Genomic DNA, 22,259 nt, shown 5'->3' with positions numbered 1-22,259 from the left:
GCATGAGTGATGTGTTGGACAGCGCGGCCGGCGATCTGCTGCAGGCCGCGCAGCAGTGCCTGGCCGAGCCGGATCCGCTGCGCAAGGTTGCCTTGACCCAGCACTATGCCGTGCAGTTCCGCGCCGGTCGCCTGAAGGCACCGGCCGATGCGCCGCCACCGGCGCCGATCCGGATGCCGGGGCGCCCGGCCAGGCCGACCCTGGTCCACCCGCGCGATCTTCCGCGGCGTGGCCTGGGCAGCGTGGAGGGGCGTGCCGCGTTCGTGCATGCCATCGCGCATATCGAACTCAATGCGATCGACCTGGCCTGGGATGCGGTCTACCGATTCCGCGGCCTGCCGACGTCGTTCCATGCCGACTGGGTCAGTGTGGCCGATGACGAATCGCGCCACTTCATGCTGCTGCACGATCGGCTGCAGGCCAATGGCTATGCGTACGGCGATTTCGACGCACACAACGGCCTGTGGGAAATGTGCGAGAAAACCGCGCACGACGGGCTGGCGCGCATGGCGCTGGTGCCGCGCGTGCTCGAAGCGCGCGGGCTGGATGTCACCCCGGGGATGATCGTGAAGCTGCGTGCCGGTGGCGACCATGCCACCGCCGATGTGCTGGAGATCATCCTGCGCGAAGAAGTGGCGCACGTGGCCGCCGGCTCGCGCTGGTACCGCTGGTACTGCACGCGTGAAAACGTCGAGCCGCGACCGCGGTTCATGGCGCTGCTGAAGGAATACGCCGGCGGCTACCTCTATGGCCCGTTCAATCTCGAAGCGCGCCTGCTGGCTGGCTTTGATGAGGAAGAACTGGCCGAGCTGATCGAACAGACCGAGCTGCGCGGTCAGGTGTTGGCCAGCACCACGCGCTGACCGCTCGCGGTCGGCCGGTTGACGTAGAACAGGCCCGGCCCGGGTCGATACGGCAACTCCCGGGTGCCTTCATCGGCGGCGTAGAGCAGCGCGGTATCGCCCAATGCATCGAAGTTCCAATGTGCTGACTGCATCAGGTAGCGCTGGCGCAGCAGCAGCTCCTGCGCGGCGTCCAGCGGCTGGCCGGCCAGCAGCCGCGCTGCGATCGGTTGCAGCTCCATCGGCAACGCCAGCGCAGGCAGCTGATCGGGCGAGGTCGTCCACGCCACGCCCGCCGCGGCGGCGCGCTGGTGCAGCAGCCGCAACGCGATGAACTGGTAGCGCGCATCGATCTCGCGGCGCAGGACGACCGCCGCGTACCCACGCAGGGTGAGTTGCGGCAGCACGGTGCGGCTGCCGGCGATGCGCTGCTGCTGCCACTGGTGCCAGACATCGACCCAGATCGCGTCATCGCCCAGGCCGAGCGTGCGCTGCCAGCGGCGGCAGGTTGCCTGCGCGGTGCGGTAGACCGTGCTCGCGCGCAGCAGTGCCAGCGGCGGCACGGCGCCTGGCGCCAGCCCGGTACCCCGCAGCAGCTGCCCCTGCGGGCGGCTCAGCAGTTTGGGCCCTTCGATACGCTGGTCGTAGCCGCCGCCAATGTTGGCGTGCACGCCCGGCAGGGCGATCTCTTCGTGCTCGGGCGCCACGCTGGTAAGCGCGAAATGCTCGCGGTGTTCATCGCGGGCGACCAGCTGCACCACCTTGTCCGCACAGCCGGGGCGCAGCGCGAGCGCCGGCATCTCATCGCGGTGCTGGCGGCCGATCGCCACCACGGTATCGAGCAGCCCCACGAAGCGTACCGGCCGCGCGGTGGCGGGGAATCCCGGCGCCAGCGCCCAGCCCGAGCGCACCAGCTGTTCGCGCAGCCACGCGGCACCGGCGGGCGCATTGAGCACGTTCACCACGTCGCGTGCACTGGCCGCGCCACGCGAATAACCGAACAGATCCACCCGCACGCTGCCCAGGGTATGACCGGGTTGCGCGCGGGCCAGCTGGCGCAGCGCCTCCGGCAGCAGCTGCTCCAGCGCGCGCCGTCGCTTGGCGCGTACGCCGGTGCGTCCGATGCCGAACGCCAGCCCCATCAGGTCGTCTTCCTCGCCGGTACGCGTGCCCACGCCTTCGATGTAGATCGACAGCGCGAGGGTGCTTCCGGCCGGCGGCAGCTGCCGATGGTCCGGGTACAAGGCGTGCAGCCGCGCGATGTTGGTCAGGCCGTTGCTGTAACTGCTGGTCAAGCGGCTCTGGTACGGCGAGGCATCATCGGCGACCACCGCAGGTGGGCGCGGCGCAGGCGTGGTGGCACCGGGCGGGCGCGAGGCGCGCTGCAGGTTGTCGGCGTTGTTGCGGGTGCCGTCGAAGAACAGGCCGATGTGCAGCGACACCGTCGGCGCCGTCGTCGGTTGGGTAGCTGCCACCGCCATATCGTCCCTGTTCCCCGAGGATGCCCGGCTAAGGTAGCGCGGAAGCCCCGCGCCGGAACAGCACGGCAGGCAGGGCCGCTGCCGGCGTCAGCTCGCCAGCGAATCCAGTGTCCAGCCGTCCGGGGTGACGCGCAGCACCGAGCCCTGTTCGTACCAGTCGCCCAGCACGATGCGCGTGCAATCGCGGCCCCCGGCCTGCAGGGCATGGATGGCGGGGCGGTGGGTGTGGCCGTGGATCATGGTGTCCACGCCGTAGCGGCCGAAGGTAGCGTCCACTTCCGCCGGCGCGACATCGGTGACGGTCTCGAACTGGGCACGGTCACCCTGTTTCATTTCCGACTGGCGCGCCTGGCTGGCATCGCGGGCCTTCTGCGCGAAGGCAATGCGCGCGGCCAGCGGCTGCGACAGGAACTGCGCCTGGAACACCGGGTCGCGGGTCTGTGCGCGGAACTGCTGGTAAGCGATGTCGTCGGTGCACAGCAGGTCGCCATGCTGCAGCAGCACCGGGCGGCCGTACAGATCGATCACACTCGGGTCGGGCAGGATCGTGAATCCCGCGCGGCGCGCATAGTCCTCGCCGACCAGGAAATCGCGGTTGCCTCGGATGAAGTACACCGGCACGCCGGCGTCGGCCACGGCATGCAGCGCGACCGCGACCGCATCGGCGGCCGGGGAGGGCGTGTCATCGCCGATCCAGGCTTCGAACAGATCGCCCAGGATGTACAGGGCATCGGCCTGCATCGCTTCATCGCGCAGGAACGCCAGGAACAGGTCGGTGATGGCTGGACGACTCGGGTCCAGGTGCAGATCGGAGATGAACAGCGTGGTCATGCACGCATTGTAAAACGGGATCACGGGCGAGGCATCGCTGCAGGGTGAAGCGCCTGGCTGCGTCAACGCAGCACGGCCCATGGCCGCTACAGCGGCAGCCACTGCAGGCTGGCCGCCGCCAGCAGGGCGGCAATCCCGGTCGCGGCCAGCACATCGCTGGGGTAATGCAGCCCCAGCACGACCCGCGACAGCCCGATCAGCATCGTAAAGGGCACCAGCACCGGGGCCAGCCACGGGTAATAGGCCAGTGCCACGATCGTGAAGGACACCGCGTGCAGGGTGTGCCCGGACGGGAAACTGAACTCGTCCAGCGGCGCCACCCAGGCGCGGATGCGCAGGTCGGCGGCGTAGGGCCGCGGGCGTCGCGTCCAGCGTTTGAGGCCTTTGTACAGCAGCAGGGCCATCAAGCCGGTGGCGGCCATGTGCAGCGAGGCACGCAGGCCATCCAAGCCATCCAGCAGCACCAGTGCACCCATCAGTGCGTACCAGAAGGCGCCATCGCCCAGGCGGCTGATCACCGCGAAGGCATGGCGGATCCGGCGGTGCCGGCAATAGTGGTTGGCGCGGCGGCACCAGCGCGTTTCGCGGCCACGCAGGGCGTCAAGCGGCGTGGTCGGCATGTGCCCTCCGGGCGTGGGCCAGTTCAGCGAGCAGCGCATCGAACTCGGCGACCACGTGCTGCGGATGCAGGCGCTTCATCGCCGTGGCGGCATTCCGGCCGAGCCGGTGGCGCAACGTATCGTCGCCGGCCAGCTGCACGGCGGCGGTCACAAACTCGCTGTCGTCATTCACGGCGATGCCGTTCTCATCGGTACGCAGGTATTCGCGGGCGGCGCCGTAGTCGAAGGCCACCGTGGCCAGTCCACTGGCCATGGCTTCAAGGGTCACGTTGCCGAAGGTCTCGCTGCGGCTGGGGAACAGGAACAGATCGCCGCTGGCGAAATGCCGCGCCAGCGCGTCGCCGCGCTGCACGCCGCAGAAGATGAAGTCCGGGTTGTCGTGGGCCAGCCTGGCGCGCGCTGGGCCATCGCCGACGAAGATGAAGCGCGCCTTCGGGCGTACCTGCTGCAGGCGGCGGAACGCTTTGACCGCCAGCCCGAGATTCTTCTCCGGGGCGATGCGGCCGACATGGATCGCCGCGAATCCGTTGCCGTCGATGCCCCATTCCTCGCGCAGCGCCGGGTCGCGCCGCTCGGGTTCGAACTGGCTGCTGTCCACCGCGCGCGCCAGCAGACGGACGCGGTCGAAGCCCTGTTCGCCGAGGAACTGCTGCAGCTCATGGGTCGGCACCAGCGTCGCATCGGCCTGGTTGTGGAAGCGGCGCATCCAGCGCAGCGCGGCGGCCTGCAGCCAGGCCACGCCGTAGTCGGGCAGGTACTCGTCAAAGCGGGTATGGAAGCCGGTCGCGACCGGAATGCCGAGGCGTCGCGCGGTGCGCAGTGCCGACCAGCCCAGTGGGCCTTCCGTGGCGATGTAGATCGCGTCCGGCCGCTGCTGCTGCCACTGGCGGCTCAAACGGGCGGGCGCGGGCAGGCCGAAGCGCAGGCCGGGGTAGCGCGGCAGGTTGGCGCCGGTGACCAGGACGGTGCCTTCGGCGGCGTCCACATCGGACGGTTGCCGGGGCCGGACCAGATCCACCTGGTGGCCGGCGGCACGCAGCCCCAGTTCCAGGCCCTGCACGGTCAGGGCGACGCCGTTGACTTCCGGGGGATAGGTTTCGGTGACGATGGCATAGCGCATGGCGGGCCTCCGGTATGCCACGCATGCTGGGGCCGGGCGATGTAGCCGACATGACCGCCGTATGACGCCGGCATGACGCGCACGCCGGCAGAAAAACACCACGGCCCCGAAGGGCCGTGGTGATCGAGCGAGGTTACCGGGCGGCGATCAGAAACGCTGCTGGTACTTCATGTACAGGAAGCGGCCGATGTCGTAACCGCCGTAGTACGAGAAGGCCGAGTTCGGCTGGGTGTACATGATCGGGCCGTACTTCTCGAACACGTTGTTGGCACCGACCGAGACGGTCGCGTCCCAAGGCAGGGAGTAGCGGAACTGCACGTCGTGGAAGGTGACCGAGCCGCGCTCGTTGTAGTCACGCGAGCCGGCATACCACGGGGCCTGCACGCCGGGGTCGGAGCACTCGTCCGGTCGGGCTCGTGCATTGATGCAGCGTTCCTTGACGCCGGAGTAGTAGCGGGCGGTCCAGCTGGCGCCGAAGTTGCCCACGTCCCAGCCCAGGGTCAGGTTGGAGCGCACGCGGAAGCCGCTGCCGATGCCGTTTTTCGTTTCGGGCACCACGTCAGCGTCGTTGGTGGTGCGCTCGAGGTAGGAACTGACATAGGTCGTCGTCCACCCGGTGCTCAACTTGCCATGGCGGGTATCCAGGTGGTGGCTCAGCTCCAGGTCGTAACCTTCGGTTTCCAGGAAACCGGAGTTGCGCCTGCCGTACGTCAACTGGTCCACGATGCCGGTGACCGGGTCGCGGGTGAAGCCGCTGCAGCGCGAGGTGATGCCCTGCTCATAGCAGTCGCGCAGCATGTCGTTGGGGTGATCGTTGACGATGGTGTTGTCGATGCGGACCTTCCACCAGTCCAGCGCCACGTTGAGGTGGGGCACGAAGGACGGGCTCCAGACCAGGCCCAGCGTGCGGCTGGTCGAGGTTTCCGGCTGCAGGTCAGGGTTGGAGCCGTTGGTGAACGGCACCGGGGTCTGGTCGCTGCTGCTGGTGATCGGCACGCCGCCCTGGCGCAGCTGGCGGTAGGCGTCGGCATTGGCGATGTCGGCGGCGCACCGGGCGCGCACCTCGGCACTGCTGGCCGAGGCCCCGTAGACGGTGTCGCAGGGGTCACGGTAGCCGGTGGTGAAGGTTTCCGAACCGCCGCCATACAGATCGGAGATGGTCGGCGCGCGGAAGCCCTGCGCCCACGTGCCGCGCACCAGCAACTGCTCGATCGGCTTCCACTTGAAGCCGAACTTGCTGTTGAGGGTGGTGCCGAAGGTGCTGTAGTCCGAGTGGCGGGTGGCGGCGCTCAGGCTCAGCTCGCGCGCACCCGGCAGGTCGGCCAGGATCGGCACGCTCAGCTCCAGGTAGGCCTCATTGACCTTGTAGCCGCCCCCGGTCGGGCCGGCGGCCAGGTTGGTGGTGGCACCGCTCTGGGCCAGCGCATCGGGGATGAACTCACCGGCCTCCTTGCGCGTTTCCACGCCGAAGGCGAAGCCCAGATCACCGGCCGGCAGGGTCATCACCGTACCGGCGATGCTGGCGAACGCATTGCGGGTGGTGGTCTTGCCGCGCGTGATTTCCGGCGGGAACAGATGGTCGATCAGGGCCTGGTTGCCGCTCAGCCCATTGGGGTCGTTGCTGCCATACGGCGCCAGCGGGTTCCACGGCATGCAGCCCGCGATCGGTGCGCCCGGGACGCCACATTCCACCTTGCCGGTGGCCTCGTTGTAATACGACGGGCCGACCGCGTTCTTGACCCGTTCCTTGTGCAGATTGCCGGTCGACCGCTGCAGCAGTTCGCTGCGGTTGTACTGGTAGCCCACTTCCCAATCGAAGTACCGCTCGCCCACCTCGAAGCTGCCTTCCAGCGCGGCAACGGCGCGCCAGGTGGTCAGCTCGCTGGTGCTGACCCGCGGAACCTCCCAGGCGCGGCGGTTCCAGGCGATGTCGGTGGGGGTGTCATAGCCGTGGTGGTTGCCGAACGGATTGAACCAGCTGTCGGCCGACATCCGCCCGATACCGGCGGTGGCGGACTGCAGCGGATAGCCGGCCACCTGGCGCGTGGAGGTGCGCTTGTTGTAGCCCAGCTGGGTGGTCAGGCGGATGTCATCGGTCAGGTCCAGGCGGCCATCGAGGAACAGCGAATCGCGCTTGAGCGGCGAGATCAGGTGCATCTGCTCCTGTGCGTTGCTGACATCACCGGTGAACGGGGTCAGATCGCTGAGATGGTAGTTGGCCGGGTTGGTCGGGTCGGCGCCGCGGTCCAGCGAATAATTGCAGCCCGCCGCGGCGGTGCAGCCCGGGCCCCTCAGGCCAGTGATCTGGCCCCACTGGCTGAGCTGGGTCCAGTTGTCGCCGGGGTGGCGGGTGGTGTTCGGGAATTCGCTGAACCAGCGGTTGCGTGCCCAGACGCCCTTCTCTTCGGTGTGCTCGGCCGAGAAGGTCAACGAGGCGCGGTCGTTGGACCAGCCGGCCACCACATCGACACTGGTGCGCGCGCCATCACCCTCGCTGTACTGGCCCTGGTAGACGTTGGCGGTCACGCCGCTGACGTTGCTGCGGGTGATGATGTTGATCACGCCGGCCATGGCGTCCGAGCCATAGATCGCCGAGGCGCCATCCTTCAGCACCTCCATGCGTTCGATCGCCGAGACCGGCACGCTGGAGATGTCCTGGTAGCCGCCGGTATTGATGCCCAGACGCTTGCCGTTGATCAGCACCAGAGTGCGTTGCGCGCCCAGGTTGCGCATGTCGATGTAGGTGCCGCCGGCATTTTCGCCGGCAGCGAGCACGTTGGAGCGGCTCAGCGCCGGGCTGCCGACCGCGGTCAGGTTCTGCAGGATGTCGGCAACTGAACTGAAGCCCTGCCGCTCGATGTCGGCGCGGCTGATCGCGAGCACCGGCTGGGCGGACTCGACATCGACCTGGCGGATGCGCGAGCCGGTGATCTCGATGCGGTCCAGGGTGGTCGGGGTGGCGTCCTGGGCGAGGACGGCGGTGGAAGCCAGGCCAGCGGTGCCGGCGACCAGGGCCAGGCGGATCGCCTGCCCCAGCGGGGTAGTGGATGAAGACATGATCGACTCTCTCTCTAATCGGAACGACGTCCAAGAAGTCGGCGGACCCAAGTACCGCCTTCTTCAAAAATCCAGCCCAATGAAGGCCGGTGTCCCGAGAGTAGATCGATTCGTTAATCGTTCATGAAGGACATGTGAGGGCGTTCTCACAAATACGTCATGGGCCGTGCGTTCTGCGAATTCAGTCCACGAATTGCTGCAGACGCACGTTTGGAAGCGGGTAGAAAGCGTCAGGCAACAAAGGGGCGGAACTGCACACCGAGCCCGGCCATGCCTTCGGTTTCCCCGATCAGGTCCGCACGCAGCAGCGGACGCGCATCGATGTACGCCTGCGGCAGGATCAACGACAGGCGCGCGTCCTCGGCGGTCAATTCCAGCTTCGGCATCGGCGTGTCTTCGTGCGCGCGGTTGAGCAGCACTGCCAGGCGCAACAGGGCGGTCATGCGCCGTGCCGGTTGCAGCAGACGCTCGGGCAGCGCATCGAAGGCGGACTTGGAAATATTGCGGCGATGGCTGCGCACGAGCGCGGCGAGCAGCTGCTGTTCCTGCCGCGAGAAGCCGGCGATGTCCGAGTTCTCCAGCACGTAGCTGCCATGCACGTGGTAACCGCTGTGCGCGATCATCAGGCCAAGCTCGTGCAGGCGCGCGGACCAGCCGAGCATGCGCGCATCGTCCGGGTCCAGCTGCCAGCTTTCCTCGACCTGGGCCAGCAGGTTCATCGCGGTGTTCTCCACGCGATCGGCCTGGACGGTATCGATGCCGTAGCGCTGGGTCAGGGCCGCGACCGACTCGTCGCGCAGGTCGTTCTCGCTGGCGCGGCCGAGGATGTCGTACAGGATGCCTTCGCGCATCGCCGCCTTGCTCACCAGCAGCTTCTGCAGCCCCAGCGCCTGGAAGGCCGCCTCGAGCACCAGGATGCCGCCGGCGATGATCGGGCGGCGATCCGCGGACAGCCCCGGCAGATTGATGTCTTCGATGCGCTTGGCCTTGAGCAGCTCATCGCGCAGCTGCGGCAAGGCCTCGGCGGTGATCGCGCCCTTGCTGAGCTTCATGGTGGCGCAGATTTCGCTGATCGCCTTGTGCGTGCCCGACGAGCCCAGCGCTTCGTGCCAGCCCAGCGCGCGGTACTTGTTGGCGAACTGCTGGAACTCCGCGCCGATCTCGGTCAGTGCGTCCTTCCAGCGCTTCTTGCTCAGCTTGCCGCCGGGGAAGAAGCGCCGCGTGCTGGCGATGCAGCCGGCCTGCAGGCTTTCGCGCTCCAGGGTCTGCATGCCCTGGCCGATGATGAACTCCGTGGAGCCGCCACCGATGTCGATCACCAGCCGGCGCTGGTCCGGCTTGGGCGGCTGCGCATGGGCCACGCCCAGGTAGATCAGGCGGGCCTCCTCGCGGCCGCTGACCACTTCGATGGCATGCCCGAGCGCGGTTTCGGCCGGCATCAGGAAGGCCTGCGGCGAGCGCAGCTGGCGGACCGTATTGGTGGCCAGGGCGCGGACCCGCACCGAGGGGATCGCGCGGATGCGCTGGCCGAACCGGGCCAGGCATTCCAGCGCGCGCTGGCGGGCTTCGGCGGACAGGCCGCCCTTGCCATCCAGGCCGTCGGCCATGCGTACGGTCTCGCGCAGGCGGTCGACCACACGCAACTGCCCGAGGGTGTATCGCGCGATGACCATGTGGAAGCTGTTGGATCCCAGGTCGATGGCGGCGAGCAGGTCGCCATCCTGCAGGGCGGGCGGTGTCGTGGAGGTATGCGGCATTTGCGAATGTTAGCCGAACGGTGGGTCGCGAAGTCACCGCGCGCCCTTCACATGGGCAGGCTGCGACGACCGGTCGCATCGAAGGGGCAGGCGATGACCGCGTACCGACCAACGGTCGGTACCTACAGACCCTGCAGCAAGGCCATCTGCGCCGCATGCGGCGGCTCGTCATGGCCCGGCGTGCACTTGATGTAGCTGCCGTCGGCCTGCAGCTCCCAGGCGTTGAGGTTGTCGTCGAGGTAGTTCTGCAGCACATCGCGGTAGACCTTGCGCGCCAGCTCCGGGTCCAGGATCGGGAAACAGGTCTCGACCCGGCGCAGCAGGTTGCGTTCCAGCCAGTCCGCGCTGGCGCAGAACAGCTCCGAGGCGCCGTCATTGCCGAACCAGTAGACCCGGCTGTGCTCCAGGAAACGGCCGACGATCGAGCGCACCCGGATGTTGTCCGAGACGCCGGGCACCCCGGGGCGCAGGGTGCAGGCGCCGCGCACGATCAGGTCGATCTGCACGCCGGCCTGCGAAGCGGCATACAGCGCGCGGATCATCTGCGGTTCGTTGAGGGCGTTCATCTTGGCGATGATCCGCCCGGGGCGCCCGCTGGCCGCCAGCCGCGTTTCGCGCTCGATCCGCTGCAGCAGGCCCGGGTGCAGGGTGAAGGGCGACTGCAGCAGGCGCTTGAGCTTCATCCGCGGGGCCAGCCCGGACAGCTGCTGGAACAGCAGGTGCACATCGTTGCCGATATCCGCATCGGCGGTGATCAGGCTCAGGTCGGTATACGCGCGTGCGGTGCCGCTGTGATAGTTGCCGGTACCCAGGTGGACATAGCGGCGCAGCTTGCGGCCTTCGCGGCGCACGATCAGCAGCATCTTGGCGTGGGTCTTGAACCCGACCACGCCGTAGACGACCTGCACGCCGGCTTCCTGCAGACGGTCGGCGAGGCCGAGGTTGGCCTCCTCATCGAAGCGCGCGCGCAGCTCGACCACCACGGTGACGTCCTTGCCGTTGCGGGCCGCCTGGATCAGCGCGTCCACGATCAGCGAGTCCTTGCCGGTGCGGTACAGGGTCTGCTTGATCGCCAGCACGTTGGGGTCGACGGCGGCCTGCTTGATCACATCCAGCACCGCGGTGAACGCATCGAAGGGATGGTGCAGCAGCACGTCCCGGCGCGCGACGATCTCGAAGATCCCGTCGCTGTCGCGCAGGGTGCGCGGGCTCAGGGCGGGGTACTTCAGTTCCGGCCGCTGGATCACGTCGTACAGCTGGATCACGCGGTTGAGGTTGACCGGGCCGTCGATACGGTAGACCGCGTTTTCGGTCAGCCCGAAGTTCTGCAGCAGGGTGCGCACGATGTCGCGCGGGCAGTCCTGCGCGATCTCCAGCCGGACTGCCGGGCGGTAGCCACGGTCGACCAGTTCATCGCGCAACGCCAGGGCGAGGTTCTCGACCTCTTCCTCGTCCACCACCAGCTCGGAATTGCGGGTCACGCGGAACTGGTAGGCCCCCTGGACTTCCATGCCCGGGAACATCTCATCGACGAAGGTCGACAGCACCGAGGACAGGAACACGAAGGTCTGCGGGCCGCCGAGTTGCTCCGGCAGCTGGATGATGCGCGGCAGCGAGCGCGGTGCACGCACGATCGCCAGGTGCCCGGCGCGGCCAAACGCGTCGGTGCCCTTGAGCACCACCACGATGTTCAGCGATTTGTTGAGGATCTTCGGGAACGGGTGCGAGGGATCCAGGCCGAGCGGGGACAGCACCGGCATGATCTCGTTGCGGAAATACGCGCGCAGCCAGCGTTTCTGCCGGTGGTTCCAGGAGTGCCGGCCGAGTACGTCGATGCCTGCCTCGTGCAGCGCCGGGCGCAGCGTTTCGTTCCAGCAGCGGTACTGCTGGTCCACCAGCTGTGCGGCGCGGTCGTGGATCGCATTGAGGATCGCCTGCGGCGTCATGCCATCCGGCGCCGGCGGCAGGCCGAACTCCTGCGCATGGCGCACGGCGGCGGCGCGGATCTCGAAGAACTCGTCCAGGTTGGTGCAGGAGATGCACATGAAGCGCAGGCGCTCCAGCAGCGGCACCTGCGGGTCCATGGCCTGGGCCAGCACGCGGAAATTGAAATCCAGCTGCGACAGTTCACGGTTGATGTACAGCGCCGGGTCGCGCAGCGGATCGCCGTCCACGGGTACGGCGACGGGAACAGGAGTACTCATGCGGAAAAGTCTTCGGCGGAAGGAAGGGAGGCGACCTCGGTGCGCGCACGCACCTGGTCGGCATCGAAATGGCAGGAGAACGTGCTGCCCTTGCCGACTTCGCTCTGGATGTCCAGGCGGGCATGGTGCAGCCCCAGGATGTGTTTGACGATCGACAGCCCCAGGCCGGTGCCGCCGCTCTCGCGCGAGCGGCTGCTGGACACCCGGTAGAAGCGTTCGGTCAGGCGCGGCAGATGATTGGCCGGGATGCCGTAGCCGGTGTCACGCACCGACAGCACTACGCCATCTGCTTCGCGGGCGAACTCCACTTCCACGCGGCCACCGGCCGGCGTGTAGCGCACGGCATTGGTGACCAGGTTGGAGAACGCGCTGTGCAGTTCCTTGTTGGAGCCCTGCAGGTCCACCCCGGCCGTATCGATGATGCTGATCTGGTGACGGCCCTGGCTGTGCGCTTCGGCTTCACGGCGCAGCGTGGCCAGCATCGGCGTCATCGCCACGGCCTCAGCTTCGGTGTGCTCCTGCGATTCCAGCCGCGACAGGGTGAGCAGGTCTTCGACCAGCTGCGCCATGCGCTGGGACTGCTTGCGCATTTCCTCCAGCATCGGGCCGGTGCCGGGGAAGTCCTCCGGGTCCATCATGTCCAGGTAGCCATGTACCACGGTCAGTGGCGTGCGCAGTTCATGCGAAACGTTGGCGACGAAGTCGCGGCGGACCTGTTCCAGCCGAAGCAGCTTGCTGACGTCACGCGCGATCAGCAGCCAGTAGTCCGGCGAGTAGGGAATCAGGCGCAGGTTGAGGCGGATCGCCGGATCGACCGGCGAGGGCACGTCCAGGATGGGTTCGGCATTGCGGCCACCGGCCAGCCAGTGGGCCAGCGGCATCGGCTGCAGGCGTTCGACCAGCGCCTCGCCGAGATCGCCTGGATGATGCAGGCCGAGCAGCGAGGTGGCCGCTTCGTTGAACCACTGCACGCGCTGGCTGTTGCGGTCCACCACCACCACGGCATCGGGCAGTGCCGCGGCGGCGGCGCGATAACTGCGCAGCATGTCGAGCAGGCGGCGCTTGCGTGTGCGCATTTCCCACTGATTGCGGTAGAGCAGGCGGTCCAGCTCGTTCCACACGCCGGTGCCGTCGCCCATGTCCCAGCGATGGCGCGCGGTGAGCCCACGCAGCACCCGGCGCAGACGCCAATAATGCCAGGCCAGCGCGCCGATGGAGGCCAGTGCGATGCACATCCACACATGTCCCACTGCCAGGCCCAGCAAGCCGGCTGCGAGCAGCAGGGCGGCGAGGGTGGCCAGCGTTTTCAACCAGGCAGAACGGATGTGGCGCGGCATTGCGGTCTCGCAGAAGGTGCGGTCCTCGGACTCGATCCAAGGTTATAGCAGGAGTGGCCGGAACCAGGCATGCGCGCCAGATCCCGGCCCGACGAGACTCAGGTCGAGGTCGAGAACCGGTAGCCGGCGCCGCGCACCGTCTGCACCATGTTCTCCGCGCCGAACGGCTCCAGCGTCTTGCGCAGGCGGCGGATGTGCACATCGATGGTGCGCTCCTCCACGTACACGCTGCCGCCCCACACGTGATCCAGCAGCTGGGCACGGGTGTACACGCGCTCAGGGTGGGTCATGAAGAAATGCAGCAGCCGGTATTCGGTCGGACCGATCGGCACCGGCTGGTCGCCGGCGAAGACGCGGTGCGCGGCGCCGTCGATGCGGATCGTGCCGACCGCCACGCTGCCGTCTTCGTCATCGTCGCGGGCACGGCGCATGACCGCACGGATGCGGGCCAGCAGTTCGCGCGCCGAGAACGGCTTGACCACGTAGTCGTCGACACCGGCCTCCAGGCCACCGACGCGGTCGTTCTCTTCCCCGCGCGCGGTCAGCATGATGATCGGCACCTCGCGGGTGAGGGCTTCTTTGCGCCAGCGCCGGGCCAGGTCCAGGCCGCTGGTGCCCGGAAGCATCCAGTCCAGCAGGATCAGGTCCGGAACGCGGTCGGCGATGGCGGTCTGCGCCTCGCGGGCGTCGCCGGCATGGATCGGGTCATAGTCGCCCTTGCGCAGGGCGAAGGCGACCATTTCGCGGATCGCGGGTTCGTCATCGACGATCAGGATGCGTTTCTGCACGTGCCCACCGTATTGCTCATCAGATCGGGATTGAGCCCAGTAGACTACGGTTTCATGACAGGTTTGTGACGAGGGGGCCGTTCCCGTCGTTGACCGCCATCCCACCGTCATCCCGCCCCCTTGAACGGCGCCTCAGCGGCGGTCCAGTTCCGGGTCGTCGATGCCTTGGCGGCGCATTTCCAGCACGGTCGGGGTGATGCTCTCGATCCGGGCATCGACCCGGGCCCGGCCCACATAGTCCAGGTCCGGTTGCCGCTTCAGGGCCTGCAGCTGGATCAGGGCCTGCTCCGGCCGGCCGCTGAGGAAGGCCGCCTCGGCATAGGCCTCGCTGGCCCGGGTGGTATCCCCGGCCAATTCGCTGGCGCGGGCGAAGCGCTGCTGGAAGACCGGATCATTGCCGCTTTGCGACAGCATCGGGCGCAGCATCGCCTGCGCGCGCTGGCCGGCCTCGCGCCCGCCCTGTTCATTGAGGATGGTGGCGTAGGTCAACGCGACCGGGCGGCTGCCGGGGTGCTGGCGCATCAGGGTCTCGAAACGGGCGTTGGCCTGGGCCTGCTGTCCGCTGCGCGACTCCGCCTCGCCCAGTGCCAGTGCCACCCAGACGTTGTCCGGGTGGTCGCGCAGCAGCTCGGCCAGGTCGCGGCTGGCCTGCGCGGCGGCACTGTTGCGCAGCCGGCCCAGGGCCAGCCCGTAGCGCTGTGGTTCGGTCAGCCCGTTCTTCTGCGCGCGCTGGAGGCTTTCGTATTCGCGGATGACATCGCCCGGCGTGTCGGCGCTGAGCACCCGCAGCCGCTCGCGCGCCCATTCGAACTGACCGGTGCTGCCGCGGCTGAGCGAGTTGACCGAAATCTGCATCGAGGCCGGCAGCAACGGGTTGCTCCGCCGCACCAGCGGATCGGACAACGCCGGGTCGGACGGGTTCACCCGTTCCTGGCGGACGCCGCCGGGCACCTCGGTGGTCAGCAGCACCGTGTCTTTCTTCATCTGTTCGGCGCGGGCCTTGGCCTCGCTGATGCGGGTGGTGGTGACCGGGTGGGTCTGCAGGAAGTCCGGGACGCTGTAGCCCCCCTGGTTGCCACGCATCGAGGCGGACATGCGCTCGAAGAAGCCGGCCATGGCATCCACGTCATAGCCGCTGCGGGCCAGGGTGCGGATGCCCAGGCGGTCGGCCTCGGATTCGTTGGAGCGGGTGTAATTGATCTGGCGCTGCTGCATCAGCCCCATGCCCGAGGTGATCGCGGCCATGGTGGCGTCACCGGAGGAGTTGCCGCCGGCCTGCTGCGCGGCCACGATCGCGGCAAGCATGCCGAGCAGGATCGGGATCTGGTCGCGCTGTGCGCGCTCGACGCCGCGCAGCACGTGCTGCTGGGTGACGTGGGCGATTTCGTGGGACAGCACCGCGGCGACCTCGTCCTCGCGCTCGGCGGTCAGTACCAGGCCCGCATTGACCCCGATGTAGCCGCCCAGGGTCGCGAAGGCATTGATCTGCCGGTCCTTGAGCATGAAGAAGGTGTAGGACTGGCGTGGCTGGGCGCTGTTGGAGCCCAGCCGGGCGCCCATGGTCTGCAGCCAGTCATCGACCAGCGGGTCATCGAGAAGGTACCCGTAGTTGCGCAGTTCGCGCAGCATCATCCCGCCGTATTCGGCCTGCCGTGCCGGGGTCAGCAGCTCGCCGGCCGAAGAACCGATGTCCGGCAGCTTGCTTTCCTGGGCCCCGGCCAGCGGTACGGCCAGGGCCAGGGTCAAGGCGGCAGAGAGCAGCAGAGGGCGCAAACAGAGCTCCTGGGGGAAGGCGGACGACAGCGTGACAGGGCCAGTGCAACCTGCAGTTAAACCACAGTGTTGCGACGGTGACGTGGAAAATCCAGCGGACCGCTACCATATACAGACCAACGTTCCGCTGTGGAGTTTCCCGTGAGCCAAGATGCTGTTTCCACCCCCGGTGGCGCTCCCGCCATCACCATCTACTCGACCGCGGTGTGCCCGTACTGCGTGGCCGCCAAGAACTTCCTGAAGAGCAAGGGCCGCGACTGGACCGAGGTCCGGATCGACCTGGACCCGGTCGAGCGCGAAAAGATGATGGCCAAGACCCGCCGCACCAGCGTGCCGCAGATCTTCGTCGGCGAGGTCCATGTGGGCGGCTACGACGACATGATGGCGCTGCACCGTGCTGGCAAGCTGGAGCCGTTGCTGGCCGGGCAGGACCCGGCATGAGCGCGGCCGACGACGGCAGCAAGGACCGCATCGCCGAATTCACCGAGTTCCGCCAGCGCATGAACCAGCGCATCCTGGGCGAACCCAACCAGGTCGTGCGCCGCTTCTTCGCGCTGGACACCCAGACCTACCAGGCCGGCGCGCTGGACGTGAAGACCAAGGAACTGCTGGGCCTGGTCGCCTCGATGGTGCTGCGCTGCGATGACTGCATCAGCTACCACGTGGCCCAGTGCAAGGACGCCGGCGTGACCCGTGAGGAGTTCTTCGAGACCTTCTCGGTCGGCCTGGTGGTCGGCGGCTCGATCGTGATCCCGCACCTGCGCCGCGCGGTCGATTTCCTGGACCAGCTCGAAGGCGGCGCCGAAGCGCCGGCCGTTCACGAGCATTGAGGTCGGGGCCGACCCGGCCCCGCCGCGGTAGAGCCGACCGTTGGTCGGCTGCTTGGGCGCCCCGACGATATCGGCGCCCGGCAGTGCGCTGTTCATGTTCGAGATCCCGTTCCACCGACCAACGGTCGGTGGCCACCCATCGTTCAGCCCACCCCTGGTTGCCGGCCAGCGGCCGGCATTACCGATCGCGTGTCTGGTGCACAGCCCCGTTCTGTTGATGGCGGCGCGCCAACGGCGCGGGGGAGAGGGGGAATGCGCGGGCAATGCTGCCTTGCCCGCCTAAGACCAATGGCCCATTTGGGGTCCATCGGGCGGGTAAGGCATAATTGCCGATGAAACTTCCCTTGCGCCCGCGCTTCGCGCACCTCACGGATGGCGCTCCCCCCTCGGTTCGGAATACACATCAATGACGCAGAAAATCACGGTCATCCGCGGTGACGGCATCGGCCCGGAGATCATGGACGCTACCCTGTTCGTGCTCGGCAAGCTGGACACCGGCTTTGAATACGAAGACGCCGACGCGGGCCTGGTCGCGCTGGAGAAGCACGGCGATCTGATGCCGGCGGCCACGCTGGAGTCGATCGCACGCAACAAGATCGCGCTGAAGAGCCCGCTGACCACGCCGGTCGGTGGTGGCTTCACCTCGATCAACGTCAGCCTGCGTCGCCACTTCGACCTGTACGCCAACGTGCGTCCGGCGGTGTCCTTCCCGAACACCAAGTCGCGTTTCGGCGACGGCGTGGACCTGATCACCGTCCGTGAGAACACCGAAGGCGCGTACCTGGCCGAAGGCCAGGAAGTGTCGGCCGATGGCGAGACCGCCTTCTCCGGCACCCGCATCACCCGCAAGGGCTCCGAGCGCATCGTGCGCTACGCCTTCGAGCTGGCCCGCAGCACCGGCCGCAAGAAGGTCACCGCCGTGCACAAGGCCAACATCATCAAGTCGACCTCGGGCCTGTTCCTGGCCGTGGCACGTGAAGTGGCCGCCAAGTACCCGGACATCGAGTTCCAGGAAATGATCGTCGACAACTGCTGCATGCAGCTGGTGATGCGTCCGGAACAGTTCGATGTGATCGTGACCACCAACCTGTTCGGCGACATCATCTCCGACCTGTGTGCCGGTCTGGTCGGCGGCCTGGGCCTGGCCCCGGGCGCCAACATCGGTGAGAACGCGGCGATCTTCGAAGCCGTGCACGGCACCGCGCCGGACATCGCCGGCCAGGGCAAGGCCAATCCGTGCGCGCTGCTGCTGGCCGCCGCACAGATGCTGGACCATGTCGGCCAGGTCGAAAACGCCGAGCGCCTGCGCAAGGCCATCGTGGCCACGCTGGAAGCCAAGGATTCGCTGACCGGCGATCTGGGTGGCACCGGCAACACCATGGGCTTCGCCCAGGCCATCGCCAGCCGCCTGTAAGCGGCCGGCGCTCTTGCTGGATGCTGTCCCAGGCGGTATCCAGGCAACGCTGCGCATTGTTGAAGACGGGCCGTCCTTGTACGGCCCGTCTGCGTTTTAAAGTGTGGCTTTTCACCGACAGGGGTTTTGCAGATGCCTGATTCGGCTGTGTGGGTGGTGGCGGCTGTTGCCGTCTATGCGATCGGCGTAGGCATCTACTTCGTCTTCTGCTGGCCCTGGTCCCGTTCCCAGCGCGCGTTGCGTCGCCTGCGCAAGCACGGGGTCTGCATCCGCAACCTGCGGCACAGCGAAGCGCGCGCGCTGCAGTTGATCGAATGTCCGGCGGGGGCGCCGGTGTACCGGCTGGAGGGCGCCTGCGCGGAGTTCATCATCAGGGGCAAGAATGGGGCAGAGCATGTGCAGACCCTCGCAGGGGTGCCGGTGAAGTACCCGGCGGGCCTGGAACGTGCCGTGCGCGCTGGCAGCAACGCTGCCGAAGTGGTGCCAGGGCGAAAGGACGCGCTGATCGTGCGGCTCAATGGCGTCACGCTGGCGTCGTCGAGTCGAACCCTGCGCGGCTGATCGTTTACGGGCGCCCAAACGAAAAGCAGTCGCGCCTGGCGCGACTCCACACGATCGGTCTGTTCGAAATCTGCACAGATCATGTGTCAATCCATGGCTGGTTCGTGCGCCATCCGCCTCGCATCCTGTGCCCACTTTCCATCGCACAGGAGTCGTCCCATGAACCTCACGGCCTTCGGCCTGGCCAGCCTGATCGGCATGGCTGCCACCGCCCCGGTTGTTGCCACTGAACCGTCCCATCCCACCATCCGCCACATGGCGGGTGCCCCGGTGCCCGCCTCGCTCGACGCGGCGAAGACCGCGGTGCTGGTGATCGACTTCCAGAACGAATACTTCGATGCCCGTGCCGCGCCAGGTTTCGCCGGCGGCCGCATGGTCATTCCCGACGGCATGGCCGCACTGCGCCAGACCCGCCGCGTGGTCGACTTCGCCGATGCCCACGGCATCCGCGTCATCCACGTGCAGCATGTGCTGCCGGCGGGCGCGCCGCTGTTCGCGCAGGGGAGTGTCAACGTCGCCTTCCATCGCGACATGCAGCCGCGCAGTGGCGAAACCGTCATCCAGAAGGACAACGTCAGTGTGTTCGCCGGCGCCTCGGCTGCGGCGCTGGATACGGTGCTCAAGCAGGCCGGCATCGACACGTTGATCATCACCGGCCTGCAGACCCATGCCTGCGTCGTCGGGGCCGCCCGCGACGCGGCTGCCGCGCCGCGCGGCTACCGTGTCCTCGTGGCGTCCGATGCCAGCGCCAGTCGCGACCTCGACCTGGCCGATGGCACGCGCATCGGCCACCGCGCACTGCACGAGGCGTCCCTGGCGCAGATCGAGGATGCGTTCGGCGATGTCATGGCCACCGACGCGATCCTGGCCCTGACGGTCCGCGAGGCGGGCGAGGGCGCTTGATAAGCTGGGCAGGCCCGCATCCGGCGGGTCCTGCCACTCGCCTGGAGCTGACTGCCGATGGATCACTTCGCCGCCCTGCGCGCGCTGCGCGCCATCGTCGAGGCCGGCAGCTTCAGTACGGCCGCAGAGCGGCAGGGAACCACCCACTCCTCCCTGTCGCGGCAACTGCGGCAGCTGGAAGAGCACCTGCAGGTCCGGTTGCTCGATCGCACCACCCGGCGGCTGTCGCTGACCGAGGCCGGGCGCGACTATTACCGCGATGCCGTAGCCCTGCTTGAGCGGCTGGAGCTGGCCGACGACCGCGCCCGCGCGGGCCAGGCAGCGCCGAGCGGGCGCCTGCGCATCAGCGTGCCGCAGGTGGTGGCCAGCCAGGAATTGCCGCAGTGGCTGCCGGGGTTCCTGGCCCGCTATCCGCAGGTAAGCCTGGATCTGTCGGCCAACGACCAGCTGGTGGACGTGGTCGGGGGTGGTTTCGACATGGCGCTTCGCATTGCCGCCAGCCTGCCCGACAGCCAATTGGTGGCCCGCGAACTGGCGTGCTGCCCGCGTATCCTGGTGGCCGCGCCGGCTTACCTGGCCCGGCACGCCCTGCCGCGCCAGGCGGCGGACCTTCCGGCGCACACGCTGCTGGCGTTCCAGCCCGGCGCGGCCACTACCGCTTGGCACCTGCAGGGCCCGCGGGGCGCGCAGGCCAGCGTGGAGGCCGGCCAACGGCTGCGCGTGGACGCCACGCCCGCCCTCTATGCCGCAGTGCGGGCCGGCATGGGCATCAGCCTGTTTACCGCGTTGACCGTGCAGGACGATCTGCGCGCCGGTCGCCTGATCCATGTGTTGCCCGGCTGGCATGCCGGGCAGCGCCGCTACTTCGCGCTGTATCCGCACGCCCGTTCGCTGGCGCCAAAGGTGCGCGCGCTGGTGGAGCATCTGGCTGCGCATTACGCAGGGCAAGCCGGCGCGGCGGTCTAGTACCCTGCAAGGCGCTCCGGCCGGAGCTTGCCGGGGCGCCATGCGGGCGCATGAAAAAGGGCGCCCGAAGGCGCCCCTGATGCTTGCCTGGCCAGTGGCTCAGCGCTGCTGGATCTTGGAGAGCAGGCGCAGGAATTCCACGTACAACCACACCAGCGTGACCATCAGGCCGAACGCGCCGTACCACTCCATGTACTTCGGGGCGTGTGCGGCGGCACCGGTTTCGATGAAGTCGAAATCCAGCACCAGGTTCAGCGCGGCCACCGCCACCACGAACAGGCTGAAGGCGATGCCCAGCAGGCTGGCATCGTGGATCACCGGCACGTTGATGTTGAAGAAGCTCAGCACGAAGGAGGCCAGGTACACCAGCGCGATGCCACCGGTGGCGGCGAACACGCCCATCTTGAACTTCTCGGTGACCTTGATCACGCCACTGCGGTACAGCATCAGCAGCGCGAACAGGGTGCCGAAGGTCAGCAGCACCGCCTGGAACACGATGCCTGGGAACTTCATGTTGAACACGGCCGAGATCGCACCGAGGAAGAAGCCTTCCACCAGGGCATACATCGGCGCAGTGACGGGCGACCATTCCTTCTTGAACACGGTGACGAGTGCCAGGATCAGCCCGCCCACCGCGCCGCCGATGGTGTACATCATCGCGCTGGAGGACACCTGCCCATAGGCATCGACCGACTGGCTCCACGCGAACGCGGCCGTCAGCACGGTGAGCAGCAACAGGATGCCGGTCTTGTTGACGGTGCCGTTGATGGTCATCGCCTGGTCGGGGCGGGCCACGACCGAGCCGCTGGCCAGGTCGAGGAAGGTCGACTCGGAAAGTGCGGGATTGCCGCTGCGCATTGCCAATCTCCTTGATGGGGTAGGGGGCTGGCCATCCGGCCACTGACCCGAGCATAGCCGAAGCGACCCTCGCCAATGGCGACAGGTGAATTGATGTGTGAAAACCGTTGACAGATGCCACGCCGATTCCCACAATAGGCGGCTCTTTCGGGGGGAACCCCGGAGGGAAACAAACCGCCGGGGTATAGCGCAGTCTGGTAGCGCGCCTGCTTTGGGAGCAGGATGTCGGGGGTTCGAATCCCTCTACCCCGACCAAGCCCGCTGCTCAAACCGGGATTGGAATGCGACAATCCGGATCGAGCGCCCGTAGCTCAACTGGATAGAGCACCGGCCTTCTAAGCCGGCGGTTACAGGTTCGATTCCTGTCGGGCGCGCCATTCGGTGCAAGCGGTAGGAAGCAAAGTTTTCAGTGGTGGCTGTAGCTCAGTTGGTTAGAGTTCCGGATTGTGATTCCGGTGGTCGGGGGTTCGAGTCCCCTCAGCCACCCCACTGATTCAAACTGGTTCATCGAAAGTGAACCAGGGTTGCAAAAGGCAGCACACACGCTACAATGTGCGCCTGAGTTTTTCAGGGCTGTTAGCTCAGTTGGTAGAGCAGTTGACTCTTAATCAATAGGTCCAAGGTTCGAATCCTTGACAGCCCACCAAGACAGAAGCCATCGGGTCCGCCCGGTGGCTTTTTTCTTGTTTGCTACCCTACGTTGAACCGGTGGCGCATTGGCGGTCCACTGCCGCCATTGGCCATCCATTCAAATAAAACGCTTGCGTCGCGCGCAGGAAACCCTGCATAATTCGCCTCCCGATTTTCGGGCTGTTAGCTCAGTTGGTAGAGCAGTTGACTCTTAATCAATAGGTCCAAGGTTCGAATCCTTGACAGCCCACCACGACAGAAGCCGCCTGGTCCGCCAGGCGGCTTTT

Annotated in this window: 18 protein-coding genes and 5 tRNA genes; 12 read left to right on the top strand and 11 right to left on the bottom strand. The window is 67.3% G+C overall.

All coding sequences use genetic code 11. The annotated features are described in order from the left end of the window. Positions 1-2 precede the first annotated feature (2 nt). Positions 3-863, top strand: coding sequence for a ferritin-like domain-containing protein (locus POS15_RS13595; protein ID WP_046272391.1), 861 nt, complete (start codon positions 3-5; stop codon positions 861-863). Here POS15_RS13595 and POS15_RS13590 read toward each other — a convergent pair. From POS15_RS13590 to POS15_RS13545, 10 genes are all read right to left on the bottom strand, one after another. Further along, the gene (locus POS15_RS13590; protein WP_284128309.1) at positions 836-2,323 is read right to left on the bottom strand and encodes a DUF2235 domain-containing protein; all 1,488 of its coding nucleotides are present in this window, start codon (positions 2,321-2,323) and stop codon (positions 836-838) included. The genes POS15_RS13595 and POS15_RS13590 overlap by 28 nt on opposite strands. Positions 2,324-2,410: 87 nt before the next feature. Further along, positions 2,411-3,154, bottom strand: a complete 744-nt coding sequence (gene lpxH, locus POS15_RS13585; RefSeq protein ID WP_046272389.1) for a UDP-2,3-diacylglucosamine diphosphatase — start codon at positions 3,152-3,154, stop codon at positions 2,411-2,413. A gap of 86 nt (positions 3,155-3,240) precedes the next feature. Next, positions 3,241-3,774, bottom strand: coding sequence for a phosphatase PAP2 family protein (locus POS15_RS13580; protein ID WP_019185821.1), 534 nt, complete (start codon positions 3,772-3,774; stop codon positions 3,241-3,243). Beyond that, on the bottom strand, positions 3,755-4,894 hold the full coding sequence (locus tag POS15_RS13575; RefSeq protein ID WP_284128308.1) for a glycosyltransferase family 1 protein: 1,140 nt from the start codon (positions 4,892-4,894) through the stop codon (positions 3,755-3,757). The genes POS15_RS13580 and POS15_RS13575 overlap by 20 nt, the downstream gene beginning before the upstream one ends. A 147-nt stretch (positions 4,895-5,041) precedes the next feature. After that, entirely contained in the window at positions 5,042-7,951 is a 2,910-nt protein-coding gene (locus POS15_RS13570; RefSeq protein WP_284128307.1) for a TonB-dependent receptor, read from the bottom strand. A gap of 230 nt (positions 7,952-8,181) precedes the next feature. Next, the gene (gene ppx, locus POS15_RS13565; RefSeq protein ID WP_019185818.1) at positions 8,182-9,708 is read right to left on the bottom strand and encodes an exopolyphosphatase; all 1,527 of its coding nucleotides are present in this window, start codon (positions 9,706-9,708) and stop codon (positions 8,182-8,184) included. Between the two features lie 122 nt (positions 9,709-9,830). After that, positions 9,831-11,912 (bottom strand): polyphosphate kinase 1, encoded by a 2,082-nt coding sequence (gene ppk1 / locus POS15_RS13560; protein ID WP_046272386.1) that lies wholly within the window; start codon positions 11,910-11,912, stop codon positions 9,831-9,833. Continuing rightward, positions 11,909-13,249 carry a phosphate regulon sensor histidine kinase PhoR gene (gene phoR / locus POS15_RS13555; protein WP_019185816.1) on the bottom strand — a complete coding sequence of 447 codons (1,341 nt, stop codon included), beginning with the start codon at positions 13,247-13,249 and terminating at the stop codon, positions 11,909-11,911. The genes ppk1 and phoR overlap by 4 nt, the downstream gene beginning before the upstream one ends. Positions 13,250-13,347: 98 nt before the next feature. Next, positions 13,348-14,037: a phosphate regulon transcriptional regulator PhoB gene (gene phoB / locus POS15_RS13550; protein ID WP_019185815.1), complete on the bottom strand. Its 690-nt coding sequence runs from the start codon at positions 14,035-14,037 to the stop codon at positions 13,348-13,350. Positions 14,038-14,169: 132 nt separating this feature from the next. Next, positions 14,170-15,810 carry a M48 family metalloprotease gene (locus POS15_RS13545; protein ID WP_070426710.1) on the bottom strand — a complete coding sequence of 547 codons (1,641 nt, stop codon included), beginning with the start codon at positions 15,808-15,810 and terminating at the stop codon, positions 14,170-14,172. A 141-nt stretch (positions 15,811-15,951) separates the two neighbouring features. Between POS15_RS13545 and grxC the strand changes: the two genes are divergently transcribed. From grxC to POS15_RS13515, 6 genes are all read left to right on the top strand, one after another. After that, positions 15,952-16,251, top strand: a complete 300-nt coding sequence (grxC, locus tag POS15_RS13540) for a glutaredoxin 3 (RefSeq protein ID WP_019185813.1) — start codon at positions 15,952-15,954, stop codon at positions 16,249-16,251. Beyond that, the gene (locus tag POS15_RS13535) at positions 16,248-16,640 is read left to right on the top strand and encodes a carboxymuconolactone decarboxylase family protein (protein WP_019185812.1); all 393 of its coding nucleotides are present in this window, start codon (positions 16,248-16,250) and stop codon (positions 16,638-16,640) included. Before grxC ends, POS15_RS13535 begins: the two co-directional genes overlap by 4 nt. Before the next feature lie 406 nt (positions 16,641-17,046). After that, the gene (locus tag POS15_RS13530) at positions 17,047-18,054 is read left to right on the top strand and encodes an isocitrate dehydrogenase (RefSeq protein WP_019185811.1); all 1,008 of its coding nucleotides are present in this window, start codon (positions 17,047-17,049) and stop codon (positions 18,052-18,054) included. Between the two features lie 132 nt (positions 18,055-18,186). Then, positions 18,187-18,615 (top strand): hypothetical protein, encoded by a 429-nt coding sequence (locus tag POS15_RS13525; RefSeq protein ID WP_284128306.1) that lies wholly within the window; start codon positions 18,187-18,189, stop codon positions 18,613-18,615. Positions 18,616-18,774: 159 nt separating this feature from the next. After that, positions 18,775-19,518 carry an isochorismatase family cysteine hydrolase gene (locus tag POS15_RS13520; RefSeq protein ID WP_046272381.1) on the top strand — a complete coding sequence of 248 codons (744 nt, stop codon included), beginning with the start codon at positions 18,775-18,777 and terminating at the stop codon, positions 19,516-19,518. A 57-nt stretch (positions 19,519-19,575) separates the two neighbouring features. Continuing rightward, the gene (locus POS15_RS13515) at positions 19,576-20,484 is read left to right on the top strand and encodes a LysR family transcriptional regulator (protein ID WP_046272380.1); all 909 of its coding nucleotides are present in this window, start codon (positions 19,576-19,578) and stop codon (positions 20,482-20,484) included. A gap of 99 nt (positions 20,485-20,583) precedes the next feature. Here the strand turns inward: POS15_RS13515 and POS15_RS13510 are convergent, their stop codons facing one another. Beyond that, a complete protein-coding gene (locus tag POS15_RS13510) occupies positions 20,584-21,342 on the bottom strand; it encodes a Bax inhibitor-1/YccA family protein (RefSeq protein WP_070426714.1) in 759 nt (252 codons plus the stop codon). 178 nt (positions 21,343-21,520) lie between these two features. Between POS15_RS13510 and POS15_RS13505 the strand changes: the two genes are divergently transcribed. From POS15_RS13505 to POS15_RS13485, 5 genes are all read left to right on the top strand, one after another. Then, positions 21,521-21,597, top strand: a tRNA-Pro gene (locus tag POS15_RS13505). Between the two features lie 45 nt (positions 21,598-21,642). Then, positions 21,643-21,719 (top strand) — tRNA-Arg (locus POS15_RS13500). 35 nt (positions 21,720-21,754) lie between these two features. Beyond that, a tRNA-His gene (locus POS15_RS13495) sits at positions 21,755-21,831 on the top strand. Between the two features lie 81 nt (positions 21,832-21,912). After that, positions 21,913-21,988 (top strand) — tRNA-Lys (locus tag POS15_RS13490). A 161-nt stretch (positions 21,989-22,149) separates the two neighbouring features. Further along, positions 22,150-22,225 (top strand) — tRNA-Lys (locus POS15_RS13485). Positions 22,226-22,259: the final 34 nt, after the last annotated feature.

It is taken from the genome of Stenotrophomonas sp. BIO128-Bstrain, assembly GCF_030128875.1.
GTDB lineage: Bacteria > Pseudomonadota > Gammaproteobacteria > Xanthomonadales > Xanthomonadaceae > Stenotrophomonas > Stenotrophomonas bentonitica_A.
Note: the sequence above shows the minus strand (reverse complement) of the source record. Positions and strands in the feature narration are given on the sequence as shown.